At 50.1% G+C, this 18964-nt stretch carries 2 protein-coding genes; both read left to right on the forward strand.

Going from position 1 to position 18964, the window contains the following annotated elements:
* Positions 1-29 precede the first annotated feature (29 nt).
* A complete protein-coding gene (locus AUL54_RS18800; RefSeq protein WP_060964827.1) occupies positions 30-12623 on the forward strand; it encodes a type I polyketide synthase in 12594 nt (4197 codons plus the stop codon).
* 18 nt (positions 12624-12641) lie between these two features.
* Positions 12642-18938 (forward strand): type I polyketide synthase, encoded by a 6297-nt coding sequence (locus tag AUL54_RS18805; RefSeq protein ID WP_060964828.1) that lies wholly within the window; start codon positions 12642-12644, stop codon positions 18936-18938.
* Positions 18939-18964: the final 26 nt, after the last annotated feature.

Genomic DNA, 18964 nt, shown 5'->3' on the forward strand with positions numbered 1-18964 from the left:
AATTCTTTTGTACAAGGGATGGTATCCTCATGAAATGTATTAACGAATTTTTAAGAACGGTAATAGCGCAAAAGCTGGGTGCCGAGGTGACCGAAGCAGAAGATAAAACCGCTTTTTTTACTCTTGGCGTGACGTCTCTCATCAGTGAAGAAATCATGACCATATTGCATAAAGAATTTACCGGCCTTTCTGAAACGCTGCTGTTTGAATATCCGAACATTGAGAAATTGAGTGAGTTTTTAAGTGCGCAGAAACGAAACCCCGAAAGCGTTCTTGAATTCAAAGAAACGGAGCCTGATACGGGAAGCCGGCAGGAAGAAGAATTGCTTCCTGTACAGGCGGCTGAAAAGGTGCCTGAACCGGGAACGGACAGGAGCTCTGATATTGCGGTTATCGGAATGAGCGGGATGTTTCCGAAAGCGGAAAACCAGCATGATTTTTGGAACAATTTAATGGAAAATAAAGATTGTGTCTCCGAAATCCCTGAGGACAGATGGGACAGCTCTTATTACTCGGAAGAGAAAACAGAAGAATACGCGTCATACAGTAAATGGGGAGGTTTTATTGATCATCCGGATCAATTTGACCCGCTGTTTTTTTCTGTTTCCCCGTGGGAAGCTGATTTAATGGACCCTCAGCAAAAATTGTATGTCACGTGCTGCTGGGAAGCAATGGAGGATGCCGGTTACGGGAACCCGGCGGCGAGGCCGACGGATCAAATCGGTGTATTCGCCGGAGTGACTTGGAATGAATATTCATTAATTGCACACGAAGAAGGTTTCCTCAAAGGTCAGTATAAAGGCCCCGGCTCCTTATATTGGGGCATTCCGAACCGGGTTTCTTATTTCCTTGATCTCCATGGGCCGAGCATCGCTGTTGATACGGCGTGTTCTTCATCGCTTGTCGCCGTCCATCAGGCTTGTCAGGCCATTATGTCGGGCGACTGTGAAATGGCGCTTGCCGGAGGCGTCAACCTCAGCTTACATCCGCAAAAATACATGTTTTTAAGCCAATCGCATTTCCTGTCTTCTGAAGGAAAATGCCGCAGTTTCGGTGAAGGCGGGGACGGTTACGTGCCCGGCGAAGGCGCGGGAGCCGTTTTATTAAAACCATTGAAAAAAGCGATTGCGGACAACGACCACATCTACGGTGTCATTAAGGGGTCCGCCACTAATCACGGCGGTAAAACGACCGGGTATACGGTGCCGAATCCGGAAGCGCACCGGGACCTGATTTTATCCGCTATAAACAGAGCCGCGGTAAGTCCGGCGGATATCAGCTACATTGAAGCTCACGGAACCGGCACAGCACTCGGCGATCCGATTGAGATACGCGGTCTGTCTATGGCATTTGATAAACAGACCGATGAGAAAAATTACTGCGGAATCGGCTCGGTGAAATCCAATATCGGACATTTGGAAGCGGCTGCAGGGATCGCCGGTTTAATCAAGGTGCTTTTAAGCATGAAACATGAAACGCTTCCCGCCAGTCTGCACTCCGAGGAACTGAACCGCAAGATTTCTTTTTCTGATTCGCCATTTTATGTCGTCCGAAACAACCGGCCGTGGCCGGCTGAAGGAGATAAACCGAGAATCGCCGCAATCAGTTCATTCGGCGCAGGAGGCTCTAATGCTCATCTGATCGTAGGTGCTTATCAGCCAAAACGGCAAGCGGACGGGAATACTGAGCAAAAACCGCATGCGGTCGTACTAAGCGCACATTCCGAACAACAGCTGAAAGAATATGCCGGGAAATTATGCTCTTTTCTTGCCCGATTGGAAAACCCGCCTTCTGCCGGGGGATACAGCCTGGAAAATATCGCTGCCACCCTATTGTCAGGCAGAGAGCCTTTCTCCTTCCGGCTTGCTGTCATTGCATCATCCCTTTCTGAGCTGAAACAGCGATTGAACAGATTTGTAAGCGGTCACAAAGACGGAAGGTATATTTACTTCGGAAAAGCGTCATCTGGGCGGCCGGACGTTTCAGGCCAATCCGTTTCAGATCCTGAGAAATTTGCCGCGCTGTGGGTGAAAGGCTTTCAAGATTGCAAAAAGCCGGAAACGCCGTATCAGAAAGTTCCGCTTCCTACGTATCCGTTTTTAAAGGAAACGTCCTGGCTGACCGATCAAAAAAAGCGGTATACAAAAAAGCCCCAAAAGACCAAAAGGCGTGAAGCGCTGCATCCTCTGCTTGATGAGAATGTTTCATCCGCCCGGAAAGGGACGTTTCAAAAGATATTTTCCAAGGATGAATATTTCTTTAAAGATCATTTAGTGAACGAAAAATATGTGCTTCCCGGAGTCTGTCATCTGGAAATGGCGGTATACGGCGCGGGATTGTGGGGAGAACGCCCGGTCGTCTCTCTTCAAAGTGTGTGGTACATGGAGCCGATTGTGACAGGGACAGACCCAACATCCGTCATGGTAGAGTTTGAAGCAGAAAAAGAGCGTATAAGCTATGTCATTAAAGAAAAAGGAGCGGCCGGCATCCTCTTTTCGCAAGGAGAAGTGATTTGTAAAGAAAAAGGAGCGCCTTTTGAGGCCCCGGTCTTTCAGCTCCCGGCGCCATTTACGGAGAGAACGGAGCCGAAAGACATCTATCACTCGTTCTCTGAGGCGGGAATCGTGCAAAAGGACAGTTTTCAGGTCATCCGCGAATTCTCTTATACAGAAAGGAAAGCACTGGCCAAATTAACGCTCCCGTCACACTTGGAAGCCGATTTTAAACAGTACATCCTACACCCGTCCTTAATGGATGGCGCTGTTCAAACTGCAATGGCGCATGTGCTGCAATTTCAAAAAGAGCCTGCGCTTATCGTACCGTTTTCCTTCGGAGAAATACAGCTGCTTGAACCGTTAGCGAAAACCGTATTTGTGCATGCGGAAGTAAAAGCGGCCTCCGTTCACCAATTTGATCTGCATATTTGTGATGAGCGCGGCGTGCTGTTGGCGGCAGTGAAAGATTTTATCATAAAAGAGGTGCAGGAAAGCGCCGGGTTTAACCAAAAAGCCGGCGTCACGCCGAAGAAAAGCCGTGAAACGGAATTGCTTATGACACCGGTTTGGAACACCGTCACCATTCCGGAAACCGGCATGTCTTTCATGCGTGAAGAAAAAATAATCGTCATCGGGGCCGGGCCTGATTTTCAGCAGGCTTTGAAAGAGATGTATTCCGATGTCCGTTTTCCGGACATCACTTCTTTGGACAGCGCGGAACAAATGGCTGAAACACTGAAAGCGCAAGGCTCTTTTCAACACATGATATGGGCGGCACCGGATCATCCCATTCCATCCGTTTATGATGCGGATACGGCCGGCGGACAGGAGCACGGGGTCATGCAGCTTTTCCGGCTGGTAAAAGCGCTTCTGCTTCTGAATTTTGACACGGAACAACTATCATTGACAATCTGCACGTTTCAAGCACAGCCGATTCATGAACATGATGAGGTCAATCCGAGTCATGCAAGCATACACGGATTAGCGGGATCGCTCGCAAAAGAATACACCAATTGGAGCATCCGGCCTCTTGATTTGGAATCTCAAAGGGGAGACCGGCATCTTCCTGATGTCTTTTCTTTACCGGCGGACCCCGAGGGAAATCCGTGGGTCTTTCGTGCAGGTCAGTGGCACCGCCAGCAATTGGCCGTCTGCCAGCATCATGCAGATGAGCCTTCGTTATACCGGCACGGCGGGGTTTATGTGATTATCGGCGGAGCAGGCGGAATAGGAGAAGTATGGACTGAATATATGATTCAGACCTATCAGGCGAAAATTGTCTGGATCGGGAGACGGAAAAAAGATACACAGATTGAAAGAAAGCTGAAAAGACTTGCGGCAATAGGTCCCGCACCGCAATATTTCAGCGCGGATGCTGCGGATTATGATTCTCTCAAGCGGGCGTATGACACCATTGTGAAGGAAAATGGACAGGTCCTCGGAATCATTCATTCCGCCATCGTGTTATCAGACAGAAGCTTTGCCAATATGGAAGAGGATCAGTTCCGCGCTTCACTTTCTGCAAAAACTGATGTCAGCTTGCAGATTGCCCGGGTAGCTGAAGGGGAACCCCTGGATTTCTTGCTGTTTTTCTCTTCGATGATGTCGTTTCAAAAAGCGCCGGGACAGAGCAATTATGCCGCCGGGTGCACGTTTAAAGACGCTTTTGCTAAGCGGATCTCACAGAAAGCGCCGTATGCCGTAAAAGTTGTCAATTGGGGCTTTTGGGGAAGTGTCGGCATTGTCGCTTCAGAACAATACCGGAAACGGATGGAGCGGGACGGAATCGCTTCTATTGAGGCGCCCGAAGCGATGAAAACGCTTGAAACCCTGCTTTCCGGACCTCATGACCAGCTGGCGCTGATCAAAACGACAGATCCGGTTTTTATGAAAGACGATCTGAAAGAACAAGTAACGGTTTATCCGGAAAAGATTCCTCCCGCACTCGGACAATTAGCGGTTAACATCATGCAGAATAACGAAGCTGAGCGGTTAAAAGCATCAAGTGTAATGAGCTGCATGAGAGAGATGGAGTCCCTCATTGAAAAAATGCTTGTATCAACCCTTTATGAGATGGGCGCAAGGCTTGATGAGACTTTGCCGTTATTTCAATCAGCTGCCGGCATAACGGAACAATACAGCAGATGGCTGAAAGAGAGCTTTGTCTTCCTGACTGAATTAGCGATTGCTCCGGAAAAAACGGATCTAGGGAAAATGTGGGAGGAATGGGAGCGGAAAAAAGAGACTTGGCTGCGCCAGAAAGACATGAGGGCGCATGTCAGATTGGCAGAAGAGACATTGCGTGTGCTTCCAGACATTTTAACCGGTAAGCTTCCGGCAACGGAAGTGATGTTCCCTGACTCCTCCTTCCGTCTTGTGGAAGGCATTTACCGCGATAATATCATTTCTGATTTTTTCAATGACAAGCTTGCTGACACATTGATTGCAGTTTTGCGGGAACGTCTGGAAAAAGACCCGCAGGCGAAAATCCGCATTTTAGAAATCGGGGCCGGAACGGGCGGGACGAGCGCCGCGGTCATGAGAAAATTGAAACCGTATGAAGCGCATATTGCCGAATATTGTTTCACGGATATTTCTAAAGCATTTCTTTTACATGCAGAAGACATATTCGGTCCGGAATATCCTTATGTCACTTATAAAATATTCAACGCTGAGCAGCCGGTATCAACAGAAGCGCCGGACATCGGCACGTATGACGCAGTGATCGCGACCAATGTGCTTCATGCGACAAAAAATATACGCTCTACGCTGCGCCATGCGAAAGCAATGCTGCAGAAAAACGGCCAGCTGTTTATAAATGAGATCAACAGCCGTACCATATTCAACCATGTGACGTTCGGCCTTCTTGAAGGCTGGTGGCTGTATGAAGATCATGATTTACGGATTCCGGGCTGTCCGGGGGTTGAGCCGGCCGGCTGGACGGAAGCGCTTTCGCTTGAAGGATTCGTCCATCCTCTGTTTCCGGCCGAAGCCGCACACGACTTAGGCCAGCAGATTATAGCGGCTGAAAGTGACGGAATGGTCAGGCTTGCCCTCCCGCAGGCGTCAGAAGAAAAACCGGAGCGCCGTCCGTATGACGCAGATGGTCTTTCGGATGATACCTTGCATTTCAGCTTGAGAGAAAAAAGCGTTGAACTGATGAAGAAGTTAATCGGTGAAGCGCTTAAAGTGCCGGCGCATCGTCTTTTATCCCATGAACCGTTAACCGCATACGGATTGGATTCCATACTGGTCGTCAGACTGACCAATGCGTTAAAAGACGTCTTCGGTTCTGTCAGCAGCACTTTGTTTTTTGAATATCAAACCATTGATGAGCTTGCTGATTACTTTCTGTCTTCCCGTAAAGAAGCGCTCGAGCGGCAATTAGGGAATGGACGGGCTCATTCCGATAACGCCGGACGGGTGGAGGTTCCCGCGGAAAGCGCCGCGCCGATTCCAAACGTAAGAGAACGGGGCATCACATATCTGACGGAATTAATAGGAAAAACGCTGAAGATTCCGAGCGGGAGAATGGATCCGTCGGTTTCCTTAACCGCATACGGTTTGGATTCTATTCTGGTCGTCACGCTCACAAATGCCTTTCGTAACGTGTTTGACCAAATGACCAGCACCCTCTTTTTTGAATATCAGACGATAGAAGAAATCGCGGATTACCTGCTTCTTTCTCAGCGGGGAGCATTTATGAAAGCGATGGGTGTGCGTGAGGAGCAGCTGTCTGATCACACAGATAACCTGAATGTAAAACAAAACAAGATTCCTCAAAACGAGGAAGGCAGCAGGACAAACGGAGATCCCTATATCCAGGATATCGCTGTCATCGGTCTGTCAGGCCGGTATCCGGGCGCCGATCACGTTGATGAGCTGTGGGAAAATGTAAAAGCCGGCAGGCATTCTATTACTGAAGTGCCGAAAGATCGCTGGGACTGGAAAACGTTTTATAACGAGGAACGCGGAAAATGGGGGTCCATTTATTCAAAATGGGGCGGTTTTCTCGATGACATTGATAAATTTGATCCGCTGTTTTTCCGTATATCTCCCGCGGAAGCTGAAAGGATGGATCCGCAGGAAAGGTTGTTTCTGCAGACTGCTTATTCAAGCATTGAAGATGCGGGGTACACCCCGGCCACGCTTTGTGACAGCCGGAAAATCGGAGTCTTTGTCGGTGTGATGAACAGCAATTACCCGACAGTTCCCAGCGACTGGTCTATCGCAAACAGAGTATCGTTTTTGTTCAATTTTCAAGGGCCGAGTATGGCTGTGGATACAGCATGCTCTTCTTCTTTAACAGCTGTCCATCTCGCCGCAGAAAGCCTGCGGAGCGGAATGAGTGAAACAGCGATTGCCGGCGGAGTCAATCTTATCGTTGATCCGGCCCACTATGAGCGGCTGTCCGCTTTTTCAATGCTGTCTCCCGGTGATAAATGCAAATCTTTCGGAGACAGTGCGGACGGTTTTGTTGACGGTGAAGGAGTAGGGGCGATTGTGTTAAAGCCGCTTGCTCAAGCGGAGAAAGACGGCGATCATATTTACGGTGTTATCAAAGGAAGCATGCTGAACGCAGCAGGCAGGACAAACGCTTATATGGTGCCGAATCCGAAAGCGCAGTTTGATCTGATCGCAGAGACGTTAAAACGGACAGACATTCACCCGAGAACGGTCAGTTACTTGGAAGCCCACGGAACGGGCACTGCGCTCGGTGATCCGATTGAAATCGACGGGTTAACGAAAGCTTTTCGCCTGACAACAGAAGACAGTCAGTTTTGTTCCATCGGTTCAATTAAATCAAATATCGGACATTTAGAAAGCGCTGCCGGGATTGCGGGGATCACCAAACTGCTTTTGCAATTGAAACATAAGAGGATTGCCCCTTCATTGCATGCGGCGGAATTGAATCCGAATATTGAGTTTGAGCACACTCCGTTTTTCGTACAGCAAAAAGAAACGGAATGGAAACGCCCTGTCTTGAATATCACGGGTGAAATGAAGGAATATCCGCGAATTGCCGGTATTTCCTCGTTTGGAGCAGGAGGTTCAAACGCACATGTCATCATTCAGGAATATGTGCCGTCTGACAGCCTGAAACCAATGGAAAACGCGTCTGTTTCTCCGCAAAAACCGGCTGTTATTATTTTATCAGCGCGAAATGAGCAGCAATTGACAGAGCGCGCCCGCCAGCTTCTGGATGATGTCATAAGAAAAAAACGTTCTGACGGGGATTTGACCAAGATCGCTTACACGCTTCAGGCGGGAAGAGAACCGATGGCTGAGCGGCTTGCATTTACGGCCGAGTCGATAGAAGAACTGAAAATGAAGCTTATGAGTTTCTCAAACGATCATAATATCGAACATGCTCATATCTGGCGGGGCAGGACAGCCAAACATCATTCATTGGCGGCTTCGCTCACTTCTGATGAAGATATGGCGCTTACCATAAATGCCTGGCTGAAAAAAGGGAAATACGCAAAGCTGCTTGACCTTTGGGTTAAAGGACTTGACGTCGATTGGTCAGCTCTTTATCAGCGTAACCCGGGCCGCATCAGTCTCCCGGCCTACCCTTTTGCCAAAGACCGATATTGGGTCACAAAAGCTGATGTGTCACTTGATAAAACAGGCTCTGCGGAAAGTGAGAAAGCAGCCAGACTTCACCCGCTGCTCCATGCGAATACATCGACCTTTACCGCCCAACGCTTTACTTCTGTTTTTTCAGGGCGTGAACCGTTTTTTGCCGATCATATCGTCAATGGAAAACCGGTGCTTCCGGGCGCGGCTGCTTTAGAAATGGCCCGGGCCGCCGTTACGCTTGCCGCTGAAGACTTGCCGGGCGGGAAAGCGGGTGTCCGGCTCAAACAGATCGTTTGGCTCCGTCCGGTGACGGCGCTTTCTGAAGGAGTGACGCTTCATGTAAAGCTTCAGCCGGAAGAAAACGGAGACATCGCTTTTGAAGCGTATGCCGAAGGAGAAGAGCCGCTTGTCTTTTTCCAGGGAAAGGCTGTGCTCGAAGAGACGGAGCGTGCTCCGGTACTCGATGTGGAAGCGGTTCAGGCGCGCTGCTGTGGCCGGCGCATGTCAAAGGCTGAGTGCTATGAAGCATTCGACAGCCTCGGCATCACCTACGGACCGTCTCATCAGGCGCTTGACGCCGTCTATGCCGGGAGCGGAGAAGTGCTCGCGAAGCTCACTCTTCCGCCGTCCGCCCGCGAAGAAAAGGAGCCGTTCATCCTGCATCCGAGCATGCTGGACGCCGCCCTTCAGGCTTCTATCGGTCTCGTGCTCTCAGACGGTTCCGCGTCCGGACGGCCGTTCCTGCCGTTTGCCCTGCAGGATATGCAGGTGTTTTCTCCGTGCCGGGAGACGATGTGGGCGGTGCTTTCCTCAGCGGACGGCGCCTATCATATTGAGCTGTGTGATGAAAACGGCGCGGTATGTGTCCGATTGACGGGACTCACCGCCCGTTTTCTGGAAGAGGAAACGGAGGAAAAACCGCTCTTGCTTCAGCCAAAGTGGCAGGAAAAACCGCCGGGTGAAGGCGGACAAGAAGAGTCTTTCAGATACGTGACGCTGTATTGCGGAATGAATGCGGAGGACATAAGCGGCGCCGTATGTGCGGCTGACGGCGAAGGTCCGATTGAAGACCGTTATGACGCCTGCGCGGCGGAGCTGTCAGCGATCGTCACGCGTCTTATCAAAGAAAAACAGAAGAAAAAAACGCTGATCCAGCTTCTTGTCCCCGACAGGGGGGAAGACAATGTATTGGCGGGGCTGGCCGCTTTTCTGAAAACGGCTCATCTTGAACATCCGAAGCTGTACGGCCAAGTCATCCAAGCCGATCCGGACGAGTCAGCATCATCGCTTCTTGCCAAACTGAAAGAAAACCGGGCGCATCCTGAACAAGCGGAAATCCGTTATGAAGACGGCAAACGTCTCGTCAGAAACTGGCGTCATCTGCCGGCCTCTCAAAGCTGCGCCGTTCCGTGGAAAGACGAAGGGGTTTACCTCCTCACCGGGGGAGCGGGCGGCATCGGACTGATTTTCGCTGAAGAAATAGCCTCCCGCGTCAAAAACGCCGTCCTCGTATTAACGGGAAGGGCGGAAGCGCTTGATGAAGACCGCTCCGCCCGCTTACAGCGCTTGGAAGCGTCGGGTGCCCGCGTATTGTATCAACCGGTTGACGTGACAGACAGGGCGGCGGTCATCGCCCTCGTCCGCGGCATACAGGAGGAGCACGGAACACTCGACGGGATCATTCACAGCGCCGGCGTGATCGCTGACAACTACATTCTGAACCAGACAGAAAACGAACGGAAGACCGTCATGGCGCCGAAAGTGAAAGGGCTTATCAATCTTGATGAAGCAGCGAAAGATGTGCGGCTGGACTTTTTCATTCTGTTTTCTTCCTTGGCGGGAGGCATGGGAAATCCGGGGCAGGCCGGTTATGCGGCAGCCAACGCATTTATGGATGTTTATGCAGCCCGCCGAAACCGTCTCGTGCGAGACAACAAGCGGAGCGGGCAGACCCTGTCCGTCAACTGGCCGCTTTGGGAAGAAGGCGGTATGCGCGTGGACAAAGAGACCGAACGGCTGATGTATGAACAGACCGGAATGAAAGCCATGCGATCGGCCTCAGGCATCCAAGCGCTTTATTCCGCTTTTGCCTCCGGAGAACACCAGGTCATGGTGGCAGAGGGCGACGAAAAACGGATTCGAAAAAACCTGATGCCTGAAGCGCCGGAACCGTCCCGCAGCATTCATGTGTCAAGGAAGACGCACGTCCATCTGCCAAATAAAGTACAAGCAGAACTCAAACATATGATATCAGGCATTCTGAAGGTGAAAGAAGAAGAAATAGATGCTGAATCAGAGATGAGAGATTATGGCTTTGATTCGGTTTCATTCACGCAGTTTGCAAATGAACTAAATAAAATGTATGGGCTTGAACTGACACCGGCCGTGTTTTTTGAATACCCGACAGTCTTTCGTTTTGCCCAATTCTTGCTGGCGGAACATCCGGATACATTCGGCTCACAGGCAGAAACAGAAACGGAGAAACCGGTTGTGCGTAAAAAAATGAAGACGGAGCCATTCTCGATTCCGTCCCGCCTTCCTAAAACAAAAACCGCAGCTGCACCTGAAGAGCCCGTGGCGATAATCGGAATCAGCTGTGCATTTCCAATGGCTGAAAATCCGGAAATGTTTTGGGAGAATTTAGCCGGAGAAAAGGACTGCATTTCTGAAATACCGCCGGAGCGCTGGGACTGGAGACAGTATTACGGAGATCCGCAGAAAGATAAAAATGCGAGCAATGTAAAGTGGGGCGGCTTCATTGATGAAACCGCTCAATTTGATCCTTTATTTTTCGGTATTTCTCCGCATGAAGCCGAAATGATGGATCCTCAGCAAAGACTTTTAATGATGCATGTATGGAAAGCGATTGAAGATGCCGGCTGCTCTGCCAAAAGCCTGTCAGGTACAAATACAGGCATTTTTGCAGGCACGACAAACAGCGGTTACGCTCAGGAAGCTTCAAAGTTCCATATAGAGATTGAGGGTTCTTCCGCCGCCGGAACGGTTCCGTCAATCGGTCCGAACCGCATGAGCTATTTTCTGAATATACATGGGCCGAGCGAACCGATTGAAACCGCCTGTTCAAGCTCATTGGTCGCTGTTCACCGTGCGGTCAGGGCAATTCAGGCCGGAGACTGCAGCATCGCGATTGCAGGAGGCGTCAATGCTATTGTGTCGCCGGATATGCATATCAGCTTTAATAAAGCGGGAATGCTCAGTGAAGACGGGCGCTGCAAAACATTTTCCGATCAAGCGGACGGGTATGTCAGAGCTGAAGGTGCCGGCATGATTGTTTTGAAAACATTATCCGATGCGGAACGTGACGGCGACCGTATTTATGCCGTTATTCGCGGAACGGCGGAAAATCATGGCGGAAGGGCGGCTTCTCTTACATCGCCGAATCCGAAAGCACAGACAGAAGTCATGATAAAAGCTTATCAGCAAGCGAACATCGACCCCCGTACAGTGAGTTATATTGAAGCCCACGGCACGGGAACGGCGCTCGGAGATCCGATAGAAATCAACGGACTCAAAGCGGCTTTTGCAGCGCTTTATCAGAAAGCCGGAGTAACGGCACCCGATCAGCCTCATTGCGGCCTCGGTTCCGTCAAAACGAATATCGGCCACACAGAGCTTGCCGCCGGCATGGCCGGTCTTTTAAAAATTATTTTGCAGATGCAGCACAAAACGCTCGTTAAAAGTCTGCATTGTGAAACCGTTAATCCGTATATCAGCCTCGACGGCAGCCCGTTTTATTTCGTCCGCGACACTCAGCCGTGGAAAGCGGCGACTGATGAGAGCGGAAATGAACTGCCGCGGAGAGCGGGTGTCAGCTCGTTCGGATTTGGCGGTGTCAACGCTCATGTCGTGCTCGAAGAATATGTTTCTCCTGTTGAAGAGAAACAATGGACGGCCGGTGAACTTCAGCCGTCCTTATTCATTCTCTCGGCAAAGACGGCGGAACAGCTGAAGGAACGTGCGGAACAGCTGCGCAGATATTTGGAAAAGTCACATTCAGCTGACGGAGCTCTTGCGGGTATCGCTTATACGCTTCAGCTTGGCCGGGATGAAATGGAAGAGCGCCTTGCCGTCATTGCTGAAACAAAAGAAGAGCTTACGAACGCGCTGAATGATTTCCTCAGCGGCAAGGAAACGGGGCAGAATTTCTTTACAGGCCGGAACAAAGCGATGAAACAGCTGTTTACAGAGATGACGGACAACGCAGAAATGAGCGGGACCGTAGATCAATGGATTGAAGCAGGAAAGTATGCAATGCTTGCAAAATTATGGGTGCAAGGTTTACATGTCGACTGGAATAAATTATATCCGGACGAAAGGCCAAAAAAAGTCAGCCTGCCCGTCTATCCTTTTGCGAAAACACATTGCTGGATACCGCACAGTGCGCAGCATATAAGGCACCGGGAGACTTACGAGACTGATACGTCCCCGCTTGAGACTTATGAGCGCCTGCTTGATGAATTGGAGAAAAACGAAATAAGCATAGAAGCCGCTGTAAAAAGAACGATCGGTTTTTACAGGGATTAGCGTAATGGAGGAAACCATATGAAAGAGTTTCTGCACCGGGTTTTTTCTGACGTCAAAAATAAAAAAATGACAAAACAGGATGCGATCGGCATTTTGCGCGATTATGATATGCGGATGGGACTTCGCCAAGCGGCTTCCCTTCATCCGCTTGCTCAGCAGCATATTTCCAATGAAACGGGACAGGGATTCTCGGCAGCTTTCAGCGGCCGGGAATTTTTTCTCGCTGATGTTTCTTTACAGCATAAAAAGCTTATGCCTGGAGAACTTCTTTTGGAAATGGCGAGAGCTGCGGCTGTTTTGACAGTAAAGGAGACTGCGGCTGTCCGGCTGAGGAATATTGTGTGGTCAAAGCCCATTCTGACTGAGGCTGAGCCGTTCCATATCGAAATCAGGCTGATACCCGCAGAGGGTGAAGCCAAAAGGTTTGAGATTTATAATCCATTTTCTGCCGATTCCAGTCATCATGATGTGTACAGCCAAGGGACGATTCAGCCAGTTGATGCTCCGCCTGGCATGCTGGATATCAGCCGCTTGAAGGAAAACAGCGGTTCCCTGATGGATCAGCAGCAAATTGAAGCCATCACTCAGAACGATACTGTTCAATACAGTGAGCACATGAAAGGAATTGAGCGTATTTACGCCTCAGCAGGACGGATGCTGGCAGACATATCAATTCCATTGACAAACCAAAAAGAATCCTCCCGATTCGGCCTCCCTCCCTGTGTGATACAAAGTGTGACAGAGGCATGCGCGCTGCTTGGCGGCAAAGAATATAAAACGCTCGCCCCGGTTTCATTGGACGAGCTTTTGTTTTATGAATCTTGTCCTGACAGGGTATGGGCCGAGATACAAGAGAAGGCGGGGAGCTTTTATATTGATTTATGTGACGAAGAAGGAAAAATATGGGCTTCCCTGTCGGGGTTGAAGCTGCAGCCTGTCATCAAGGCGGGCGCTCCCGAAAAAACCAATGCCGAACACCACAGTGAACGTTTGTATGAACAAACGCTTCTTCAGCTCAAAACGCTTTTTGCCCTGACTACAAAAATGGCTGTTTCCAACATAGACACTGAAGAGCCGCTGGAAACCTACGGAATCGACTCAGTTACTGTGACGAAATTGAACCGCGAATTGTCTCTGCTTTTCGGTGACCTTTCCAAAACGGTTTTTTACGAATATAAGACACTGGGCTCCCTGGCAGCTCACTTTGTCACGGATTATCCAAAAGAATGCCGAAAATGGACAAATGATGATGAGCACCGTTCAGGCATATCAGAACAGGTTTTGGCAAATGAAGATTTTCCGGTGCTTCCGTCGTTTATCAAGCGAAAGAAACGGCCTTCTTTTTCCAATGAGAACCAGACAAAAGAAGGGATTGCGATTATCGGAGTCAGCGGATGTTATCCGCAAGCTGAAACACTTGAAGAGTACTGGGATAACTTGGCAGCCGGAAAAGACTGTGTGACGGAAATTCCCGAAGAGCGGTGGGAAAAGGACAAATACTATAACCCTGATCCCGAAGCGGCCGTGAAAGCAGGGAAAAGTTACAGTAAGCGGGGCGGGTTTCTGAAAGATGCCGCTTTCTTTGATCCGCTGTTTTTTCAAATTTCACCCCGTGATGCTTTGAATATGGACCCGCAGGAGCGTCTCTTTATTGAAATGTGCTGGCAAGTACTGGAGGATGCCGGTTATACGAAGGAACAGCTTGAGAATCTGTATAACGGCCGGGTCGGCGTTTTTGCTGGCATTACGAAAAACGGGTACGGAATGTACTGGAAAAACGGCGGCACCCTGCAGCCGAAAACGTCGTTCAGTTCAGCGGCCAACAGAGTTTCCTATTTTCTTAATCTGAAAGGGCCGAGCATGCCGGTTGATACGATGTGCTCGTCTTCGCTGACTGCAATTCATGAAGCGTGTGAAAACATCCTTCGCGGCGAATGTGACATGGCGATTGCCGGCGGTGTGAATGTGTATACGCATCCTTCGGCTTATGCGGAGCTCAGCGCCTATCGAATGCTTTCAAAAGACGGAACGTGCAAAAGTTTCGGTGAAGGCGGAGACGGATTTGTTCCCGGTGAAGGCGTCGGGGCCGTGCTGTTAAAGCCGCTGTCAAAAGCGATGGCTGATAAGGACCATATTTACGGGGTGATTCGCGGCACTCATATCAATCACGGCGGCAGAACAAACGGGTATACAGTGCCGAGTCCGAGCGCCCAGGCTGACGTGATTTACGGCGCGCTTGAAAAATCAGGAATACATCCGCGGATGATCAGCTGTATCGAAGCCCACGGCACGGGTACTGAACTAGGAGATCCGATCGAGATTGACGGTTTGACCCGCGCATTTCAAACGAAAACGCCAGATAAAGGCTTTTGCGCCATCAGCTCAGTTAAATCCAATATCGGGCATTTAGAAGCCGCAGCAGGCATTGCCGGTGTAACGAAACTGCTGCTCCAGTTTCAAAAACGCAAGCTGGCCCCCTCTTTACATTGCCGGAAATTGAATCCGAATATTGCATTCGACCGGACGCCGTTTGTGGTGCAGCGTGAATTGGCAGACTGGAAACGGCCGGTCATTGAGGAAAACGGAGCGCAGAAAGAGATTTCGAGAATCGCGGGAATCTCTTCTTTTGGCGCGGGCGGGGCAAATGCCCACATATTGATAGAAGAATATATTGAACCTGATAGGGAGATTTCTGAGCCATTCACAGATGAAGACCCCGCAGTCATTTTATTATCCGCCAAACAGGAGGCCAGCCTGAAGCGGCGGGCGCAGCAGCTTCTTCAAGCGATCAGAAAAAATGACGTCACAGACCGCAGCCTCCGGGATGCGGCTTACACCCTTCAAACCGGAAGAGAAGCGATGGAAGAACGTGCGGCGTTTATTGTGACGTCGACGGAGCAGTTAGCGGAAAAACTGCAGCGTTTTATTGACGGCGGGACAGACGGCTGCTTCAGGGGAAAAAGCAAACAGTATAAAGACATTCTAGCCGTTTTTAAGGATGAAGATATGCAGGAAGCCGTCCGTAAATGGATGAAAAGAAAAAAAATCGCGAAGCTTCTGGAACTTTGGGTAAAAGGGCTGAAGATTGATTGGTCAGAGCTTTATAACAGCAGCCTGCCGCACCGCATCAGCCTTCCCGGTTATCCATTTATAAAGGATCGTTATTGGCCGGACGATGCAGCGCCGGACAATGTTCGTGATGCCGAAACACATGCTGAAACATTTCGTGAAATCCGCTTTTTACAGAAAAGCTGGGCAGAAAGCAGCCGTGTTCCGGCTAAGGAAGTGCGGGGCGTCATCGGAATAGCTGCTGATCACCAGACAGGAAATTTGGCCGTTGAGCTGTCCCGTTATTTCCACGAGTCTGAAATCATTGACGCTGCATCATCGGAAATATCCGGGGACGCGGCCCGGTTTGGCGGTCTGATTGATGTGACCGGATGCGGGATGGAAATCAAGCATGATGACGGCTGGATTCATCGTCTGCAGTCTCTCATTGACAACAGAAACCGCGGCCGAAAGCTTCAGCTGCTTTGTGTGACAAAGGGGCTTGAACCTTTTGCAAATGAAACGATAAATCTCTCAGGTGCAAAAAAGGCCGGATTGTACCGGATGCTCCAAAGTGAGTATAAGGATATCCGCTCGCGGCATATGGATGCAGAACGGACTGCTGAAGCTCCTGAGCTGGCAAACCAGATCGCAGAGGAGTTTTTTCGCGATTCTGAAGACATCGAAGTGTGTTACCGAAACGGTGTGCGCTATCATGCGCGGTTAAAGGAAACAAACAGCTTAGCTGAAAAAGAATTTTCATTTCCGAAAGACCATGTGCTCTGGATCACCGGAGGGACCCGGGGACTCGGATATTTATTCGCCCGGCATTTTGCCGAACGTTACGGAGTCACGAAACTCGTGCTTACCGGAAAAGAAACAATGCCTCCGAAAGCGGAGTGGGATGACCATACCAAACGGAATTCCCCGTTTTCCGATAAAGTGAGGAGAATCAGAGAGCTCGAACAAAAAGGTGTCCAAACGGAAGTGCTGTCTGTATCTTCCGGCCCTGAATATGAGCAGGCCGTCAGCCGGGTGAAAGAGAAGATGGGGCCGATAGGAGGCGTGATACACGCAGCGGGAGCCGTAGATCTCGATCATCCCGCCTTTATCCGCAAAACAAAAGAGCAGATGATGCCCGTGCTTGAACCTAAAACAGACGGACTGGACCTTTTGTATCAAGCGCTGCACAAGGAGCCTCTCCGGTTTTTTGCGCTGTTTTCTTCAGTGTCCGGCGTGATGCCGGAATTAGGAGCGGGACAAAGCGATTATGCCATGGCTAACGCCTATATGGATTATTTTGCGGCCGCAAAAGGTTTTCCGGTGCTGAGCATCCAATGGCCGAGCTGGAAAGAAACGGGTATGGGCGAATCAAAAAGCCGGGTCTATCAGAAAAGCGGTTTAAAGAGCATCACTGACAGAGAAGGACTGAGCCTGTTTGATGCCATTATGGCAGGCGATTGCGGATCTGTTATTATGCCGGCCGTCATTCACCCTGAAAAATGGGAGCCTGACCGTCTGCTGCTTTCATCCGGGCTTACTGAAACAAAGCAGCAGGAACAGGCCGATACAGAAAGCATTGAGGAATGGCTGACGGGCATTTGCTGCCGGGAATTAAGACTGGAGCCGTCAAGATTTGAATCTGATACACCTTTTCAAGATTACGGAGCCGATTCCATCATGCTTGCCCAAGTGTCCAGAGCGATCGGAAAGAGGATCAAAGCTGACCTTGACCCGGCGGTGCTGTATGAATACCCTACGGTTGCTGCGCTGGCGGGATGGCTTGAAACAGCATATCCGGAAATCAAAGCTACCGTTTCAAAACCGATGCAGCCTGTAATCCCGTACGTTCCCAAACAAACAGCAGCCGCTGTCATTCAGCCTTCCGGAGCTCCAGCGGCGCAAGACATCGCTGTTGTCGGAATGTCCTGCCGTTTTCCGGGAGCTGAATCAATTGAAGCTTATTGGAAGCTGCTGTCTGAAGGAACGTCGGCCATTCAAAGGGTGCCGAAAGAACGCTGGAAAACGGAGAAGGCGGATTATGCGGGCCTTTTAAAAAATGTAACGCATTTTGACCCGGAGTTTTTCCTTATTCCCGAAGAAGACATCAAGGCAATGGATATCCAGTCCTTTCTTATATTAGAAGAGGCGCTCCATCTGTTCAGAGACAGCGGTTACTCTTTACAAGAAATGAAAGGCAGGTCAGCCGGTGTTTATTTAGGAGGACGCGGCGGCAGTATGCCTGACGAAAACCGTCTGAAGCATGCAAAAAATCCGATAGTCGCCGCCGGCCCGAATTACTTAGCGGCCAATCTTTCTCAATTCTTTGATTTGAAGGGGCCGAGTCTCGTTTTGGATACGGCCTGTTCTTCAGCGCTTGTCGGTATGAATATGGCGATACAGGCGCTTTCTTGCGGTGAAATCGACTCAGCGGTGGTCGGGGGAGTCAGTCTGTTGGAATCCGGTCAAACCCACCGGATGTTCGAACTTCGCAATCTGTTAAGCGAAGAGCCTGCGTTTCATATTTTTGACCGCCGCACCGGCGGCATCGTATTGGGAGAAGGCGTCGGAATGGTGTATTTAAAAACAGCGGCCCAAGCTGTAAAAGACGGGGACCGGATTCATGCGGTCATTAAAGGCATTTCCGTAAACAATGACGGCAGAACCGCGGGGCCTGCCACACCGAATATACAGGCGCAAAAAGAAGTGATGGCCAAGGCGCTTGCCAAAAGCGGCAGAAAAGCGGAGGATATCAGCTACATTGAAGCAAACGGTTCAGGCTCTGAAGTAACAGACCTTTTGGAACTGAGGGCGATTGAAGCGGTGTACCGTATGCAAAACAGCGCGCCTTGCGAATTGGGGTCGATGAAGCCGAATATCGGACACCCGTTATGCGCTGAAGGGATTGCCGGATTCATTAAAACAGTGCTTATGCTCTCGCGCCGAATGCGTGTGCCTTTCCTTTCGGGCAAAGAGCCGATGACGCATTACGATTTGTCCGCCTCGCCGTTTTATTTTTCGCACGCTCTGCGTGAATGGACGGATTCACCGCGGATTGCCGCCGTCAGCAGCTTCGCTGACGGAGGGACGAATGCCCATGTCATAGTGGAAGCTTGGGAGCAAAAGGCGTATACCCCGGTTAGAAAGCCTTTGCCGAGACAGGAATTAAAACGCCGGCCCATTCGTCCGGACAAAGCCGAAAGCCTGCATGAAAGCGCACATAAGTCCCGCCCGAATACGTTTTGGAAACAAATGAAGACTTACTGATTGCGCTGAAAATTGAACGTCGATAT

Source organism: Bacillus sp. SDLI1, from assembly GCF_001553895.1.
Taxonomy (GTDB): Bacteria; Bacillota; Bacilli; order Bacillales; family Bacillaceae; genus Bacillus; species Bacillus siamensis.

Excerpts from the sequence above, each read along its gene's own strand:
- AUL54_RS18800 (WP_060964827.1), top strand. The coding sequence starts at position 30 with ATGAAATGTATTAACGAATTTTTAAGAACGGTAATAGCGCAAAAGCTG.
- AUL54_RS18805 (WP_060964828.1), top strand. The coding sequence starts at position 12,642 with ATGAAAGAGTTTCTGCACCGGGTTTTTTCTGACGTCAAAAATAAAAAA.